Annotated in this window: 15 protein-coding genes and 1 riboswitch; of the genes, 8 read left to right on the forward strand and 7 right to left on the reverse strand. The window is 41.0% G+C overall.

From position 1 onward, the window contains the following. Positions 1-249: 249 nt before the first annotated feature. From VIK44_RS10435 to VIK44_RS10445, 3 genes are read right to left on the reverse strand one after another with little or no spacing between them, the layout of a single operon-like run. Positions 250-2,145 (reverse strand): ABC transporter ATP-binding protein, encoded by a 1,896-nt coding sequence (locus VIK44_RS10435; RefSeq protein ID WP_331553844.1) that lies wholly within the window; start codon positions 2,143-2,145, stop codon positions 250-252. After that, positions 2,142-4,376: an ABC transporter ATP-binding protein gene (locus VIK44_RS10440; protein WP_331553845.1), complete on the reverse strand. Its 2,235-nt coding sequence runs from the start codon at positions 4,374-4,376 to the stop codon at positions 2,142-2,144. The genes VIK44_RS10435 and VIK44_RS10440 overlap by 4 nt, the downstream gene beginning before the upstream one ends. Beyond that, positions 4,373-4,885: a MarR family winged helix-turn-helix transcriptional regulator gene (locus VIK44_RS10445; RefSeq protein WP_331553846.1), complete on the reverse strand. Its 513-nt coding sequence runs from the start codon at positions 4,883-4,885 to the stop codon at positions 4,373-4,375. The genes VIK44_RS10440 and VIK44_RS10445 overlap by 4 nt, the downstream gene beginning before the upstream one ends. Before the next feature lie 283 nt (positions 4,886-5,168). Here VIK44_RS10445 and VIK44_RS10450 point away from each other — a divergent pair, with 283 nt between their 5' ends. Next, positions 5,169-5,873, forward strand: a complete 705-nt coding sequence (locus tag VIK44_RS10450) for an AzlC family ABC transporter permease (protein WP_331553847.1) — start codon at positions 5,169-5,171, stop codon at positions 5,871-5,873. Next, the gene (locus VIK44_RS10455) at positions 5,870-6,202 is read left to right on the forward strand and encodes a branched-chain amino acid transporter permease (protein WP_331553848.1); all 333 of its coding nucleotides are present in this window, start codon (positions 5,870-5,872) and stop codon (positions 6,200-6,202) included. The genes VIK44_RS10450 and VIK44_RS10455 overlap by 4 nt, the downstream gene beginning before the upstream one ends. Positions 6,203-6,366: 164 nt before the next feature. Here VIK44_RS10455 and trmB read toward each other — a convergent pair whose 3' ends face one another. Then, positions 6,367-7,026, reverse strand: coding sequence for a tRNA (guanosine(46)-N7)-methyltransferase TrmB (trmB, locus tag VIK44_RS10460; RefSeq protein ID WP_331553849.1), 660 nt, complete (start codon positions 7,024-7,026; stop codon positions 6,367-6,369). A gap of 218 nt (positions 7,027-7,244) precedes the next feature. Here trmB and VIK44_RS10465 point away from each other — a divergent pair, with 218 nt between their 5' ends. After that, positions 7,245-8,399: a transglutaminase domain-containing protein gene (locus VIK44_RS10465; protein ID WP_331553850.1), complete on the forward strand. Its 1,155-nt coding sequence runs from the start codon at positions 7,245-7,247 to the stop codon at positions 8,397-8,399. Positions 8,400-8,420: 21 nt separating this feature from the next. Here VIK44_RS10465 and VIK44_RS10470 read toward each other — a convergent pair whose 3' ends face one another. The 3 genes from VIK44_RS10470 to thrC are packed head-to-tail and all read right to left on the reverse strand — an operon-like array spanning position 8,421 to position 11,248. Continuing rightward, positions 8,421-8,855, reverse strand: a complete 435-nt coding sequence (locus VIK44_RS10470; RefSeq protein WP_331553851.1) for an ACT domain-containing protein — start codon at positions 8,853-8,855, stop codon at positions 8,421-8,423. Positions 8,856-8,859: 4 nt separating this feature from the next. After that, entirely contained in the window at positions 8,860-9,750 is an 891-nt protein-coding gene (gene thrB, locus VIK44_RS10475) for a homoserine kinase (protein ID WP_331553852.1), read from the reverse strand. Further along, positions 9,743-11,248, reverse strand: a complete 1,506-nt coding sequence (gene thrC, locus VIK44_RS10480) for a threonine synthase (RefSeq protein WP_331553853.1) — start codon at positions 11,246-11,248, stop codon at positions 9,743-9,745. Before thrC ends, thrB begins: the two co-directional genes overlap by 8 nt. Before the next feature lie 131 nt (positions 11,249-11,379). Here thrC and VIK44_RS10485 point away from each other — a divergent pair, with 131 nt between their 5' ends. The 5 genes from VIK44_RS10485 (at position 11,380) to VIK44_RS10505 (ending at position 17,257) form a co-directional block, all read left to right on the forward strand. Beyond that, positions 11,380-12,645 carry a homoserine dehydrogenase gene (locus VIK44_RS10485; RefSeq protein ID WP_331553854.1) on the forward strand — a complete coding sequence of 422 codons (1,266 nt, stop codon included), beginning with the start codon at positions 11,380-11,382 and terminating at the stop codon, positions 12,643-12,645. Between the two features lie 19 nt (positions 12,646-12,664). Then, positions 12,665-13,873 carry an aspartate kinase gene (locus VIK44_RS10490; protein WP_331553855.1) on the forward strand — a complete coding sequence of 403 codons (1,209 nt, stop codon included), beginning with the start codon at positions 12,665-12,667 and terminating at the stop codon, positions 13,871-13,873. A gap of 213 nt (positions 13,874-14,086) precedes the next feature. Next, positions 14,087-14,178: riboswitch (NiCo riboswitch) on the forward strand. An 83-nt stretch (positions 14,179-14,261) separates the two neighbouring features. Then, positions 14,262-14,642 (forward strand): zinc ribbon domain-containing protein, encoded by a 381-nt coding sequence (locus tag VIK44_RS10495; RefSeq protein WP_331553856.1) that lies wholly within the window; start codon positions 14,262-14,264, stop codon positions 14,640-14,642. 7 nt (positions 14,643-14,649) lie between these two features. Continuing rightward, positions 14,650-15,366, forward strand: a complete 717-nt coding sequence (locus VIK44_RS10500) for a protein kinase family protein (RefSeq protein ID WP_331553857.1) — start codon at positions 14,650-14,652, stop codon at positions 15,364-15,366. A 229-nt stretch (positions 15,367-15,595) separates the two neighbouring features. After that, a complete protein-coding gene (locus tag VIK44_RS10505; RefSeq protein ID WP_331553858.1) occupies positions 15,596-17,257 on the forward strand; it encodes a GspE/PulE family protein in 1,662 nt (553 codons plus the stop codon). The last annotated feature ends 2 nt before the right edge of the window (positions 17,258-17,259 follow it).

The following is a 17,259-nucleotide window of genomic DNA, read 5'->3' on the forward strand; positions in this document are numbered from 1 at the left end:
CTGCCACGATGAAGAAGCCCAGAAAGCCGAAAGTGTTTCTGGACTGATACTATCGATAACGTAATGTGACAAACCTCATTGCGGATTTTTATTTCATCATGTTGTGTGCATCAAGGCGAACAGGCGATAGCCTGTACGATCTTGTAGCACACAACGATAAATAAATGTCCGTAACGAGGTTTGTTGACACAAAAAGTCCAGAAACCAAGAAGGCTTCTGGACTTTTTTGTGAATTGTTTTCTGTCAGTTTTAGAAAAGAGTTTCGTCAATGCTTTCTTCCAACTCCTCATTTTTTTCAAATTGAGAATTGTAAAGTCTGGCATAGAAACCATTTGCTTCAATCAGCGCCGCATGAGTACCTTGTTCCACAATGTCACCATTGTCCATGACCAAAATAAGATCGGCATTTTTAATGGTGGACAAACGATGGGCAATCACAAAGCTGGTTCGGCCTTCCATAAGGTTATCCATGGCTTTCTGAATGAGTACCTCGGTACGGGTATCCACCGAGCTGGTGGCTTCATCCAAAATCAAAATCTTAGGATCTGCCAAAATGGCCCGGGCAATCGTAAGGAGCTGTTTCTGCCCCTGGGAAACGTTATTGGCTTCCTCATTTAAAACCATATTGTAACCATCCGGCAGGGTATGAACGAAAAAATCTACCTGAGCCGCAATGGCTGCCGATTCTACTTCTGCATCGGTGGCATCCAATCGGCCGTATTTAATATTATCCCGAATACTGGCATTATAAAGCCATGTATCCTGAAGAACCATCCCAAAAAGACTTCTCAGATCAGTTCGGCTGAAATCCTGAATGTTATGTCCATCCACAAGAATAGCCCCGGAGTCGATGTCATAAAAACGCATGAGGAGCTTAACGATGGTGGTTTTTCCGGCACCGGTAGGACCAACAATAGCCACCTTCTGTCCCTCTTTAATATGGGTGGAAAAATTCTTGATAATGGGTTTGCCAGGATTATAACCAAAGTTCACATGATCAAAATCGACAATACCGGAAACCTTTTTAAGATCAAAACCGGTGGTTCTTTCAGTAATTTCTTCAGGTTCTTCAAGAAAAGTGAAAACCCGCTCTGCAGCTGCCGTTGTCTGCTGTAAAACATTGGAGATGTTGGCAAGCTGGATGATGGGCTGCGTGAACTGTCTTACATATTGAATGAATGCCTGAATATCCCCAACGGTGATCCAGCCGTTGGCAGCCAGATAACCACCGAGAATACAAATGACCACATAACCGACATTCCCAATAAACGTCATCATGGGCATCATCAGTCCGGATAGAAATTGAGATTTCCAGGCGGAGCTAAAGAGGGTGGTGTTGTAATGATCAAAGGTCTCAAAGGAGGCCTCTTCACCGTTAAATGCCTTCACCACACTGTGTCCGCTGTACATTTCTTCAACGTGTCCGTTAATATGTCCCAAATAGGTCTGTTGCTCTCCAAAATATTTCTGCGAGCGTTTGACAATGAGTATGACCACAATAAAGGAAAGGGGCACGGTGCAGAGTGCCACCAGGGTCATCTGCCAACTGATGGAAAGCATCATCACCAAAATACCCACAATGGTGACAACCGAGGTGATGATTTGTGTAATGCTTTGGTTCAGGGTTTGATTCACGGTTTCAATATCATTGGTGAGAAAGGAAAGAACTTCACCATAGCTTGTTTTATCAAAATATTTCAGGGGCAGACGATTAATCTTGGCAAAAATATTTCGTCGCAAATTATAAGTAACCTTCATGGAGATTCCGGTCATAATATATCCTTGAATATAGGAAAATAAAACCGATATGGTATAAAGTCCCAACATGATCAGAATGATTTGGCCAATATAGTTAAAGTCTATGCCTTTGCCGTTATCAGCGATCATATTCATAACGCCTTCAAAAATGGCAGTTGTGGCATTTCCTAATATCTTGGGTCCGACAATCATAAAGATGGTGGATGCAACGGCAAAGATAAAGACAAAAATCAGTCTTACTTTATAAACGCTCAAATAGGCGATGAGTTTTTTTAGGGTTCCCTTAAAATCTTTGGGCTTTTCCCCGGGCATCATGGATACTCCGCCTGGACCTCGTCCCATGCCTCCGGCAGGTCTCGTTTGTTTTGGTTGTTCTTGATTACTCATAGTGCCAGTTCCTCCTCTGAAAGTTGTGAGGATGCGATTTCCCGGTAGGTGTCACAGCTCTTTAATAATTCATCATGTGTACCCTTGCCCACCATACGGCCGTGCTCCAAAACAATGATCTGTTCAGCGTTCATAATGGTGTTGATCCTTTGGGCGACAATAAGTACCGTACTGTTGCTTGTATGTTTCTTTAAGGCCTTTCTCAAAGTAACGTCCGTTTTGTAATCCAATGCGGAAAAGCTGTCGTCAAATATATAAATGTCCGGTTTTCGGACCAAGGCTCTGGCAATGGAAAGCCGTTGCTTTTGGCCGCCGGAGACATTGCTGCCGCCCTGGGAGATTTCACGTTCAAAGCCTTCAGGGCTGGATTCAATAAAGCCTGAGGCTTGCGCCACTTGGGCTGCGGTAGTTAAATCTTCAGCATTGGCTTTATTATCCCCGTATCGAAGGTTTGAGGCTATGGTGCCTGAAAATAGAACACCTTTTTGAGGCACATAACCAATTTTTTCCCGGAGATCATGCTGGGTTACGTTTCGTATGTCAATATTGTCGATGCGAATTCCACCTTCGGTTACATCAAAAAATCGAGGGATCAGGTTAATCAGTGTGGATTTTCCGGAACCGGTGGATCCGATAAAAGCAGTGGTTTCACCGGGCCTGGCCACGAAATTAATATCATGGAGCACATCCTCTTCGGCCCCTTCATAGCGGAAGGATACATGGTCGAAACTCAGGGTAGTTCGATTATTAATTGGAAGTTGTTTAGGCGCAAGGGGATCTTTAATACTGGGTTCTACAGCTAATACTTCCTGGATACGATCCCCGGATACTGCAGCTCTTGGAATCATGATAAACATCATGGAAAGCATCAGGAAGGAAAAAATGATTTGCATGGTATATTGCATAAAGGCCATCATATCACCGACTTGCATGGTGGATTGGGAGATTTGGCCGGCACCAACCCAGATAACCAGTAAGGTAATGCCATTCATAATGAACATCATGGTAGGCATTAAAAAGACCATTACACGGTTCACAAAGAGGTTGTTGGCAGTGGTTTCCTGGTTCACACCATCAAATCGTTTTTCTTCAAATTTCTGGGTGCCAAAAGCTCGAACAACCAAAAGACCGGTAAGGTTTTCCCGGGTGACCAGGTTAAGTTTATCCACCAGTTTTTGGATTTTTTTAAATCGAGGCATGGCAACAATAAAAACAATCCCAATGATTAACACAACAGCAACCACGGCCAAAACAATGATCCAACCCATGGAGGAGGATCTTTGCAATGCAAAAATGATGCCGCCAACTGCCAGAATCGGAGAATAGCAGAGAATCCGAATGCCCATAATCAATAGAGTCTGGATTTGGGTGACATCGTTGGTATTTCGGGTTATCAGTGATGCGGTGGAAAATTTATTGAACTCGGTACTGGAAAAATTTTGTACCTTTCTAAAAATATCCTGTCGCAGGGTTTGGCATACTCCGGCAGCCACCTTTGCAGAAAGATAGCCAACGCCAATGGCTGCGGCAATACTGATGAAAGACAGCAGCAGCATAATGGCACCAATCTGTAAAATATACATGGTTTGCATAGCGCCGATATCCATACCAAGCCCGATATAAAATTGCTTGGTAAACTGTATGGCTGTTTGTTCCTGCATGGATTGAGGGGTTTTGGCGGCTTGGACCCGGGCCTCATCAAAGGTGGAAGGGGGAAGCCTGGTAAGCACTGGTAACATGGCATAAATTTTTGTAAAGTCCACATTGCTCATACTTTGGGTAGAACTGGAATCTGAATTGTTTGGATTCAGTGAACGCGAATAATTAATGAATGTCCAGGTCGCCTGGCCAAACATTGGATCAAGGGTGGTATAAATTTGAGAATCCCTGGTTTTCAATGCATAAATGTTTTGGGTTGCTAAAAGGGGATAGCTTTTCACTGCAGCCTCATAGCCGGCGGCGTTAGTATCCCCGGTTGTCATTAATGTATAGTTGTCTGCGACGGTTTTTTGTTGTTCTTTTGTCATAAAGGTGGTCATAAGGGTGTAACCATCTTCGCTGATGGCTTCGGGCGTTGCGTGCTCAATACCACTTTGCTGGATTCCCACATTGACGATTTCAGACATATAATTTGGAAGGTTAAGGTCTGAAATAGCCTGTACAAACAGTAGGGCAATTGCCAGTATCAGCATAATGACATAGGGCTTTAAATAACGTGACAGTTTTATCATGGAGTTTTCCTTTCTGGTTGTTCATTTTGTTTTTCTTCAATAGAATCAAAGGCTGCTGAAAGCTTTTCCAATAAGGTGATCAGCGTTTGGGTTTCTTCCGGGCCTAAAATATCAGCAGCTTCATCATAAAGCTGGAAGCTTGATTGAGAAATCTGTATTTCCAGTGCTTTACCCTTAGGGGTGAGGTTAACATAAACCAATCGGCGATCAGATTCGGTGGTGATGCGTTTTACATAACCTTGCTTGACCAGGGTGGAAATTGTTTGGGAAACCCCAGGCATTGATATTGAGGAACAACGACTGATCTCGGATATTTTCACCCCGGATGGTGATGAGGTGCCAAGGCTTTGAGATTCCAATACGAGTTCTTCGTAGCGGTGTTTAATGGTCACAAGCATAAAAAATTCATGGGGTTTGAGTTTGCTGATCCCCGATTTATGAAGTCGGGTCATGCTTGATTTTTTTATTTGGCCAAAGGCTTTAAATAATTGCTGTCCATAATTGTCCAAAAAAATGCTCCTTTCGCAGGTTAATGATTAATCAGGATAATAGTTAACTCAGATTAAGTATTATCAGTATAACCTATTTTAGAAATGTTGCAAGTAAAAAATAAAACTGAAAAGGGTTACTATAAAAAATATGTTATAATAAGCGCATATATTAAGAAAATTAAGAATTCGGAGAAAATAAGCAGATGACGATTAAATTGATTACGACTGATTTGGATGGCTTTCCAGAAGCCATTAAGGGCTTTGTTATTAAAGAAATAAGCGGGATTAAGGCTGGAAAAGAATGACGAAAAAAATAGTGCAATACGCATTTATTCAAACCCTTCCTGTTTTATGCGGTTATATTTTTATGGGAATCGCCTTTGGGATTCTTCTCGAGCGAGGAGGGTATAGTTTTTTATGGGCATTTCTTATCAGTCTTATTATTTATTCAGGTTCCATGCAATTTGTGCTGATTGGACTTTTAGGCGGTGGCATGGGATTATTCTCTGTGATTTTGCTAACCCTATCCGTTCAAAGCCGTCATATTTTTTATGGCCTTTCCTTCATCGAAAAGTTTAAAGCAATGGGAAAAACAGGATGGTATATGGTTTTTTCATTAACCGATGAAACCTATTCGTTGCTCTGCGGCATGCAAATTCCAAAAGAATTAAATGAAAAAAAGGTATTTTTCACGGTGGCGTTTCTGAACCAAAGTTATTGGGTTGTGGGCTGTACCCTGGGAGCCATTCTGGGTGGGTTTATCGGATTCGATACCACCGGTATTGATTTTGCAATGACCGCCTTGTTTGTCGTGATTTTTATTGAACAGTGGACCTCATTCAAATCCCATATTCCGGCATTGGTGGGTACGGGTTGCGGTGTGGGTGCTCTGGTTATTTTCGGGGCCAGCGCTTTTATTTTACCAGCCCTTATTGCCTCGGTTGGCTTGCTGCTCATTTTAAAAAGCCGTATTCCGCAGGGCGAAGCCCAGGAGGCCTGTCAATGAGTTTAGAATTTGCTACGCCGATGCTGGTGATTTTAGTGGTGGCAGTCTGTACATTTTTATCCCGTTTTCTTCCCTTTGCACTTTTTGGCGGCGGAAAAGAGGTTCCGGTGATTGTAAAAACATTAGGAGAGCTGCTGCCTCCGGCAGTGATCGCAATTTTAGTGGTTTACTGCCTGAGGGGTGTTCATTTTGCGATAGCACCCAATGGTCTTCCCGAGTTTATTGCGATTGGGATTGTAGCTTTACTTCATATCTGGAAACGAAATAACCTTTTAAGTATTGGGGTTGGCACCATTTCCTATATGTTTCTGATTCAGAGCATATTTTAATGTCCTTAGACTGTAGAGAAGTAATGAGAAAAGCCTCTTTCCGGATTTTTATTGCATCAAGTTGTGTGCATCATGGCGAACAGGCGTAGCCTGTACGGATCATGCAGCACACAACGATCAATTAAATGTCCGGAAAGAGGCTTGTCAACACGTTGGAGAAACGCTTACTTGTTTCTTCTTGCGATCAGGAATTTGATTTTAATGCCTTGGGCCGTATACATTTTTTCATGTTCGGTTTCAATATTCCCCTGATAATCCGAAGCATGGAGATCCGGAATCAGGGTTTTTATGGTAAAACCGGATTCCTCAAAATAGGCAATGGAATCTTCGAAAAGACCATCATCATCGGTTTTAAAATAAATTTCGCCATCACCCTTTAATAAAGCCTGATACTTTCGAAGTTGTCGTGGATGAGTCAGGCGTTTTTTTTGATGCTTTCTGAGTGGCCAGGGATTGCAGAAATTAATATAAATGCGTTCCACACCATCCTCAGGGGCAAGGATCATATCAATGCGTTCTATATCCCAGGGAGTGAGCTGAATATTATTAACCGCCTGATTGGATTTTTTATAAGAGGCTTCAATATTGCGTTTCGCCATTCCCAGAACAGCATCAATCAAATCAATGGTGAGATAATTAATCTGGGGATTCTGACTGCCCAGCTCAGCCATAAAAGCGCCTTTGCCGCAGCCAACTTCCATATGAAGAGGCTGCTTTTTTTTGAATGATTTTTGCCACTGTCCCCGATGATCGATTGGAGCCGCCTGAAAAAAACCGCAAGCCTCCAATTCCGGTCGAGCCCAGAACTTTGTTCGAATATGCATGAATGAATCTCCTTGTGTAGTTTTTAGGTAAAATATAATGTCTGTTTTTTATATTATAGTTGATCAGACCATTCTTTGTCCATTAAATGTTGTTTGTGAAATAGTTGGATTATTATTTCCTTGACAGTATGGAAACAAAGGTGCTAATCTTTTAATATGTTAACAAAAAATTCTGGAAAGTATTTTCAAATAATAAGAAACATGGGGTAAGATTTCCGGTGGGTGGTAATAAAACAATCAAAAGAAGAGTTTTTGGGATTATTGTGTTTTTCTTTATCTTTATTTCGATCTTACTGGGGACTAGCGTTTATAAGGTCATGGGTTACTACAATGCTTACATCAATAAAACCTATTATGTCGCTCCTAATATTGCAGTTGAAAGCGAAATACCGGCAGAAAACAGCATTGGAAAATTTGATTATTGTCCCGCTTTAAATGACAATGAAAAAAAAGCCTATGACCAAGTGAGTGGAATGTTGAAGGATTTCAAGACCAAAGTTGCAGTTGATGAGATATCCACAGATGAAATGAATCGCGTCCTTTATGCCGTCCAGGCGGATCATCCTGAATATTTTTGGGTGGGAGCCTTTTCATATTTGAGCAATGGAAATAGTGACATTGTGAATGAAATCAATGTGGGATATCCATATGAACGAGAAGAAAAAGATAGACGACAGGCAGAAATTGATGCTGTCTATGACGCTTTTGTGGCAGAAATGCCTGGATCTCTGGATGAGTATGGTAAGGTAAAATATGTTTATGATTACGTGGTTAGAAATACAGAGTATGTGGTAAATCCCCCAGAAGATCAAAACATATACAGTGTTTTTGGGAATAACAAGTCAGTATGTGCAGGATATGCCAAGTCGACTCAATACCTTCTTAAACGTCTGGGAATTGATTGCTCTTATGTTACCGGGGAGGCCATTGGCCAAGGCCCTCATGGCTGGAACCTCATTGGTATTGATGGAGAGTATTATTATTTAGACGCTACCTGGGGTGAGTTTAGTGTGACCGACAGTTCAGAACCTGAAAAAAATATCTCCTATGACTTTTTTTGTGTGACAACAAAGGATTTATTAAAAACACACACCATTGATGAATCGATTATACAATATCCGGAACTAACCGCAACAGCAGCCAGTTATTTTGTAAGGGAGAAAAAAATATTTGATCTTAGTAAGAAATCCGAGCAAATCAGACTGACAAACGATATTGAGACTGCAAGAAACAATGGCGAAAAGTACGATCACTTTAAACTTACAGATCAGGGAACCCTTGATACTGCTGAGAATCTGATTGCTGATGTCCTTGGTTCATTCACCTGGTATATGAACGAAAACAAATTGTCGAAAACCGTCGTACTTTACTAAAAAAAGGGCTTAGCCTTTTTTTTATTCCATAGCAATGAGGTTGACACTGTGGACCCCATCCAGACTTTCCATCATGGCAATGAGTTCATCAATGCTCAGCACCAGGTCCTTGCCATCCAGAGTGACAATGACGATGGCAGCGTGGTTAATGGGAATGTCCTGATGGATGGTGATAATACTGGTTTGGTGGTCTCTGAAAATATTAAGAATCTTGGAAAGAATTCCCTGACGATCATCCAGCTTAAAAGAAAGGGTGAATTTCCGGCCATAATTTTCTGAGGGTGTAAAAATATAATCCTTATATTTATAATAAGTACTGCGACTGATCCCGACTTTTTTTACGGCATCACTGACGGATTTGCATTGAGATGACTCGATCAGTATCCTGGCATCCACTACCTTGGTATAATAGTCCGGTAATATTTTTTTATTGACAATCAGATAATCTTTAATCAAAGGACTAACCTCCAAAAATTTGAACGCCCTTATTATCAGGGGTCAGTGATAATAGCTGCCATCCTGGCATTCTTTCAGTTAAATACCGGGTCATTTCAGTTTGAAAGCCTTGATTATTCACTGAATTTATGGCAAGAATGGTAGGCCCGGCGCCACTGATACAGGTATTAAGACAACCAAGATCCCGAGCTTTTCGGGTAATGACATCATAATGGGCAATAAGCTTCTTTCGATAGGGTTGATGCAGTCGATCCTTCATGGAAACCTTGAGGATGTCCTCAGACCCATTGGCTAAGGCAAGGTAGGTCATGGTTGCCCGGGGAAGATTATGGACCGCATCGCTATAAGATATTTTTTTTGGAAGGGCCTTCCTTGCATCGGTTGTGGATAGATTGAAATCCGGAACCAATGCATAAAACTCATAGCAGGGGTGGACTTCGTTTTTAATGTAAATGTTTTTTCCCTGTTCGTTCATGGAAACCACCAGTCCTCCAAAAATGGCTGGGGCGACATTATCCGGGTGGCCCTCCAGCACAACAGCCATGTCAAATAATTCTTCGGTGGTCAGGCGGTTACCGGAAAGAGCATTGGCCCCGAAGAGTCCTCCGACGATACAGGTAGCCGAGCTTCCCAGGCCCCGACTAATGGGAATATTTACTCCGCTGTGGATATATAACCCTTTAGGATGGAAGTCGATTTTTTTGAAAACCATTTGCATGGAACGATAAACCAGGTTGGTGGTGCTTTGATATTTGTGCTCCACCCCGCGGATGGTGAGTTTGCCATCTGCTTTTTCTTCAAAACTAAAGGTATTATGAATACTCAGGGCCAGGCCGAAGGCATCAAAACCCGGACCAATATTGGCACTGGTACCGGGAACCTGAACTTTAAGCATGATTTTCACCCTGCTTTTTTAGAAAATCTAATACAGCCTGGGGCATTTTTGTTTTAGGACACTGGATATCGTGGCAGTTCTCTTTTTTATCCAGGTCTTTAAGAGGCAAGGGTATCTGAGTATTGGTTTTTTGAGCCAAAAGGTCTAAAAGTGCGTAATCATCTAGGCTCGAAGCACCAAAAATACTTTCGTATACCGAGCGGCCGAATTTATAGGGACTGGCAGTGGAAACGATCACCGTTTTGGTGGTATCCCCGGTATCGTGGAGATAGTCATCATAAACTTTGTTGGCAACCGCAGTATGGGGGTCCATCAGGTAATGGGTTTCGTCAAAAACAGCTTTAATGGATTGGGCAGTTTGGTTCTCATCAGCGAAGCCGGCATAAAACAGCCCGGTTTTTTCCATAAGGGTTTTAGGAGCCTGGTAGCTGCCACTGGTTTTCAGCTGCTTCATTAAATCCTCAATAGCATCTGAATCTTCATTGGAAAGATCGTATAACAATCGTTCAAGATTACTGGATATTAAAATATCCATGGAAGGTGAAGAGGTTTTATAAAAATCCCGGTTGCGGTTGTAAGTGCCGGTTTCAAAGAAGTCGGTAAGAACTTTGTTGGCGTTGGATGCGCAAATGAGTCTGTTAATGGGGAGGCCCAATTGTTTTGCGTAATAACCAGCCAGAATATTTCCAAAATTTCCGGTTGGAACCACAAAATTAATTTTTTCGTCTGCACCAATTTCGCCTTGTTTTAAGAGCTCGTAGTAGCTATAAAAATAATAGACGATCTGAGGAATAAGTCGGCCGATGTTAATGGAATTGGCCGATGAGAAAACAACATTGGATTTGGCCAGCTCCCGGGCTAAAAGAGTATCGCATAAGATTTCTTTAACGCCATTCTGAGTATCGTCAAAGTTTCCGGAAATGCCAACCACACATGTGTTATGGCCAGACTGGGTGAGCATTTGTTTTTCCTGAATCGTGCTGACGCCATCCTTGGGATAAAAGACAATAATGCTGATGTCATCAACATCGGCAAAGCCTTCCAGGGCAGCTTTTCCCGTATCCCCGGAGGTGGCTGTGAGAATTAAAATTTTGTTGTGGCTGCTCACATTTTTTATGGATTCCACCATGAAATACGGTAAAATAGTCAAAGCCATGTCTTTAAAGGCACAGGTGGGACCATGGAAAAGTTCGAGAAAATAACGGTTTTTCACTTTTTTCAGAAGAACGGGTTCCTGGAATTCAAATTTACCCGAGTAATAGGCGCTTTGAATCGCATCCTTTATTTGTTTTTCGCTAAAATCAGTTAAGAATTCAGAAAATATGACCTGGGCCAATTCGCCGTAGTTTTTGCCAATCAGTTTCGTTTTATCCAGTTGGTTGTTATGAATAAAATTAGGGACGAAAAGTCCGCCATCTGGGGCTAATCCTCCTAGGATTCCTTCGGATGCAGAAACGGTGATGTCTTTGGATCTCGTGCTGTTATAACCTTTTTTCATGAATTTCCTCCAAATTTGGGTGGGGTTGCTTGAAAAATTTCTTCCAAACAGGGTATTGAATATCCCCTAAGTCTATGATAAAATGTTTTCCATGAAAACACAAGTGTTTTTAAAATAAATACAATTACGAGGTGATTTTATTGAATATAGCACTTTTAGGCTGTGGAACTATTGGTACCGGGGTCTATGAACTCATAAATTTAAATAAAGGAAAGTTTGAAAGCAACTTCACAGACTTGGTAACCAAAAAATCAAGCCCGATGATCACGAAGGTGTTAGAACGTGATACCAAAAAGGATCTTGGGGATTCTGTTGGGGTTATTGTCACAGATCCCAAAGAAATATTGGAAGATGACAGTATTGGTATTGTCATTGCCCTTATGGGCGGGATGGACTTTGAATATGAAATGATCAAGGCTTGTCTTAAGGCAGGAAAACATGTGGTTACCGCAAACAAGGCGGTAATTTCAGAGTATTTTGCCGAATTACTTCAATTGGCCAAAGAAAATGGTGTGGTTCTTCGCTATGAAGCATCAGTGGGTGGCGGCATTCCCATTATCGGAACCTTAAAAGAAGAAATGCGCATTAACCGCGTCACTGAAATTAAGGGAATTCTTAATGGAACCACCAATTTCATTTTGTCGAAAATGACTGAAGAAATGGCGGGTTTTGATGATACCCTGGCATTGGCACAGTCGATTGGCTATGCGGAGGCAGATCCCACAGCAGATATTGAAGGCTATGATGTGTCACGAAAGCTTTCCATTCTGTCATCTATGGCCTATGAAGGAATCATTCGGGACGATGATGTGTACAAGCGCGGGATTACAGATATCGGTGCAGTGGATATTGAAATGACCAAGAGTTTGGGTTATGTGGTTAAATATTTGGGCCACTCCATTCTGGATGGGAAAAATGATGTTTACACCACGGTGGAACCGGTATTGTTTAAGGCAGCATCGATTATGAGTAATGTAAACAGTGAGTTTAATATTATTTCGATTACCGGGGATATTATTGGGGAACTTCAGTTTTATGGCAAGGGAGCAGGGAAGGACGCCACAGCCAATGCGGTTGTTGGAGATGTCCTTTATATTCTCAACGTTGTTGGAGAGCAGAACCTGCCAAGGCCTTTACGCCTTAACCGAAAACTCAATAATCTGGGAACAGGGATTTTTAAAGGGAAATATTATTTAAGAGCTAACCTTGATAATAAGGAAGCACTGGAAAACGTATTATCTGCACTTGAAACCGTGGCTTCCCGTAAAACCGTGATTGTCAATAATAATCGGGTTTATGTGGTAACAAGCCTCATTGCAGCCAATGATTTTAATGCTATGGCTGAAAAATTAAGGGAAACAGTTCCTGAATTTTTTTATGCTCGTATCTACGAATAGAAAAGAGTGACAAAGGCAAATGCAAGATTTAATTGTACAGAAATATGGTGGCAGCAGTGTTGCCAATGTGGAGAGAATTAAGCGGGTCGCCCGTCGGATTGTAGAGACAAAGGAAAAAGGAAAAAAGGTAGTCGTTGTGGTTTCAGCCATGGGAGATACTACCGATGATCTGATCTGCTTAGCCAAGCGGATTAATGAACACCCTCCGAGTCGGGAAATGGATATGTTATTGGCAACAGGTGAACAGGTTTCCAGTTCATTATTAGCCATGGCTATACAGGCTTTGGGACATGACGTGGTGAGTCTCACCGGTGCCCAGTGCGGCATTGTAACTTCCAATGTTCATAAAAAGGCCCGGATTAATGATATTAATACCCACCGGATGGAAAAGGAGTTGGCGGCAGGTAAAATTATCATTGTGGCTGGATTCCAGGGAGTCAATGAAAATAAGGATATTACCACGCTTGGGCGTGGAGGATCTGATACATCAGCAGTGGCTTTGGCGGCAGCACTGGAAGCAGAGCTTTGTGAAATCTATACGGATGTGGATGGGGTTTACACCGCAGACCCACGGATTGTCAAGGATGCATCAAAGATTGATGAAATCTCATATGAAGAGGTTTTAGAAATGGCCAGCACCGGAGCCAAGGTTTTGCACCCCCGTTCCGTAGAATTGGCAGAAAAATTTAAGGTGCCACTGGTGGTACGATCAAGCTATAATCATAACGAAGGAACCATCATTAAGGAGGATGTTATTATGGAAAAAGTATTAGTTCGAGGGATATCTCTTGATGAAAATATTGCTAAAATTTCGATTTTTGAAGTACCGGATCAACCGGGGATTGCTTTTCGTTTATTCAGTGCTTTGGCAAAAGCCAATATCCATGTGGATATGATTGTACAAAATGTTAACCGAACAGCGGTTAATGATATTTCTTTTACCATTGATGTAGAGGAGCTTCAGGAAGCCGTAACCGTCGCTCAAAAATTTGCCTTTGAGGTTAAAGCCCAAAAGGTTGAGTATGACCAGGGTGTGGCAAAACTTTCTGTCATTGGTACAGGCATTGTTGCCAATGCCGAGATTGCATCTAAATTCTTTGAGGCCCTCTTTGAACTTGGAATTAATATCCAAACCATCAGTACCTCGGAAATTAAGATTTCCTGCCTTATTGATAAAGAACGTGGAAAAGAAGCCATGGTCTACATTCATAAAAAATTTGGTATGTAATTTAGATAAACGCCTGAAACCATTATGAGCGGGTTTCAGGCGTTTTCTACATTTATTTAGCTCTTCAAAATTAATCTTTCAAGGTCTATTGGTCATACCCAGTCACGAATTCTTAAGTGATTACAAACTTTTAAAGCCTTCAAGCGATAAATATTGACATGAAAGACTCCATGTAATAGAATAAGTAAATCGATTTGAACTGCATATAAATCTACAGTACAAACTGAGCAGGCGATGAGCTTATTTATAAGTTCCTGGGGCCGGGCCTTTAAGGCAACAGGATTATTTATACCTGTGGGACAGTAAAATGTTCTACGGGTATTTTTTTATACTTTTGTAGAACATTTAATCGAAATTAACTGAATTATAAAAAGAAAGAAGGAGAAAAATGAGTTATTCATCACGGTCATCAAATGGGAGACATTATCAAAATGGGAATCAGGGAAGCAGTCATTACAAGAAGAAGGGCCTTTTCGGTAACTTTTTAAATATGATGGGTTCAGGCAGCGGTTCACAAAACAGGAATAACAACAATAGAAATCAACAGAATTATGGCAATCAACAAAATAATGCGCATGCCAATAACCAGCCAACGAACAATCAAAGTATGGCGGTTTGCAGTAATTGTAATGCCCAAATCCCAGCAGGTTCAAAATTTTGTTTGCAATGCGGTCAAAAAGTGAACCAGGGGTTATGCTGTATGAACTGTGGAGAAAAACTTCCACCAAATGCAAAATTTTGTCAAAAATGTGGAAATAAAATAAGCTAGTCGATTGATGTGGGGATACAAAAATAAAAAATATACCGGGAAATGTTTTGGCAGCTATACCATTGAAGAACCCATTGGTCAAGGGAGATATGGCGTATGTTTTCTGGCAAAGTCAGACAATGGGCAATTGGTTACAATTAAGAAATTTAAGCCAGGTATGTTTAAAAAGAATTCAGAGAAGAATGTGTTTGAGGCAGTGATCCTGTCAAAACTAAAGGATAAAAGAGTTCCTGAATTTTTGGGGGTCATTAATGAAAAAAGATTTTATGGATTTGTTTTAGAATATAAACAGGGATTGACTGTAAAAGAGATGCTTTTTAAGTCTAACCGTGAATTTTCAAATGAAGAAATCTTTAATATTGGACTTAAGCTCATTCGGATTATTAAATATCTCCATGAAAATGGTGTTGTCCATCGGGATATTAGAATTCCTAATGTGATAATCGATAATGAAGAAGTATATTTGATTGACTTTGGATTGGCACGATGGTCGGATAATCAATATCCAAGTCATTTGGACTTTTCTTATTTAGGCGATTTTTTATTGTATCTGCTGTATTCTACATTTCATACAAAAAAAACGCATAAAAATTTGCCATGGTATGAAGAATTATCCATGACCGTTGGAAAAAAGATGTTTTTAAAGCGATTGTTCGGGATTGAAGGGACTTATGAAAACATTGGAGAAGTTGAAAGAGGTTTTGTAGCATCTTTTAAAATATAATATGTATTAAAACCGAAAAAGCTGCCGTTATGGCAGCTTTTTTTATTGAAATGTCCAAATAAATCAAACATTGTTTATTCTGTTGCGTTTTGATTGACGAAAGAGAAAAGATGATTTACAATTGAATTATTATATTCGAATGATTCGCAATATTTTCAAGGGATTTTCACCTATCGGAACCATTATTTAATCAGTTATACTTCAATAAGCTTTACTCAGCGGAGGGGTGATGAAAGAAAATAAATTAGTTCTGGAAACGCTTTTAAAAAATGAAGAAATCACGCGGCAGGATATTGCGCTTAGAATACCAAAAGCTCAGAAGGCAGGGGTTTCAGTTTTAGATTTATTGCTGCAGGATCGGATCATTGCGGCCGAAAAATTATTATTGATTTTCCATAACGAATGGGGGTTTGAAGTCTATGACCCACTTAAGGACCCAATGGATCCAAAGGTGCTTTCATTATTTACCCTGGAACAGGCCCAGGAATTTAGTGTCTTCCCACTTAATCAATCGGATGGCGGAAGTTTGATTCTTTTAATGGCTGATCCAACGGATGAAGAGATTGTTCGGAGTTTGCAGCAAATAACGAAAAAACGACTTAAAATATTGGCGACTGAGAAACACTGTATTCAGAGACTGATTCACAAATATTATAGCCAAAACCCGGTGTCAGAAGAAAAAGCTCTTTATCAGGTTGGGCAAACAAATAGTATTAATGAAGAGCATTCAATTGTCGCCCTGGTGAACAAAATTATTGAAGAAGGTGTTTCCAGGGGTGCCAGTGATATCCACATTGAGGCCTATTCCGAAAAAATCCAAGTGCGAATTCGTATTGATGGGCTACTCCAGCCACTGATGCGCCTGGATGAAGAAACCTGGCGGGGTTTAGTCACCCGTCTAAAAATTTTAGGTGAGTGTGATATTGCCGAGCATCGTCTTCCCCAGGACGGCGCTTTCACGACCAGGGTTGAAGGACGACAAATTGACCTGCGATTATCCCTGTTGCCCACCATTAACGGTGAAAAAATTGTGTTGCGGTTATTGGATCAGCATAAATTTTTAATGAAGATTGAGGATCTGGGGTTTTCAAAAGAGCAGGAGAAACTGGTAAAGGAAATTATGGAGTCTCCACATGGGATGATCCTGGCCTCTGGTCCCACAGGAAGTGGAAAAACCACAACGCTTTATAGCCTGCTTAATGGAATGAACCATGAAACACAAAATGTTATTACCATTGAAGATCCTGTAGAATTTCAGATGGAAGACATTAATCAGATCCAGGTGAATGAAAAAACAGGTTTAACTTTTGCTTTGGGACTGCGTTCTATTTTACGCCAGGATCCCAACGTTATTATGGTAGGGGAAATTCGTGATGAAGAAACCGCGGCCATTGCCACAAGGGCGGCGATTACCGGACATTTGGTTTTGTCCACTATTCATACCAATAATGCCATATCCTCCATTACGCGATTAATGGATATGAAAGTTCCTTTATATCTATTGTCTTCGGCTATCCGGGGAGTGATTTCGCAAAAACTTATTAAGCGGCTTTGTCCAAACTGCCGAAAAGAAGGCTCAGCAGCTACTGAAGAAAAAATACTTCTGGGAGCTTTGAATGAAGACCTTAAGCTTTATTACCCCGGCGGATGTTCGTTGTGCCGTGGAACTGGATATATGGGGCGTATTGCTGTTCAGGAAGTTCTCAAAGTGACAAGATCCATTCGCGAAGCAATCAGTCTGGGGAAGAATTATGATATCATACGTAAAATTGCCTTAGCTGAAGGGTTGATTCCCATTGAGGCATCCTTGAAGCAGCATATTTTACATGGTAAAACTTCCTTAGCTGAGGGACTGGAAATATTAGTGTTTGAAAATGAATGGCATCATTAGTG

Origin of the sequence: Acetobacterium sp. (genome assembly GCF_036508315.1) — a bacterium.
Taxonomy (GTDB): domain Bacteria; phylum Bacillota; class Clostridia; order Eubacteriales; family Eubacteriaceae; genus Acetobacterium.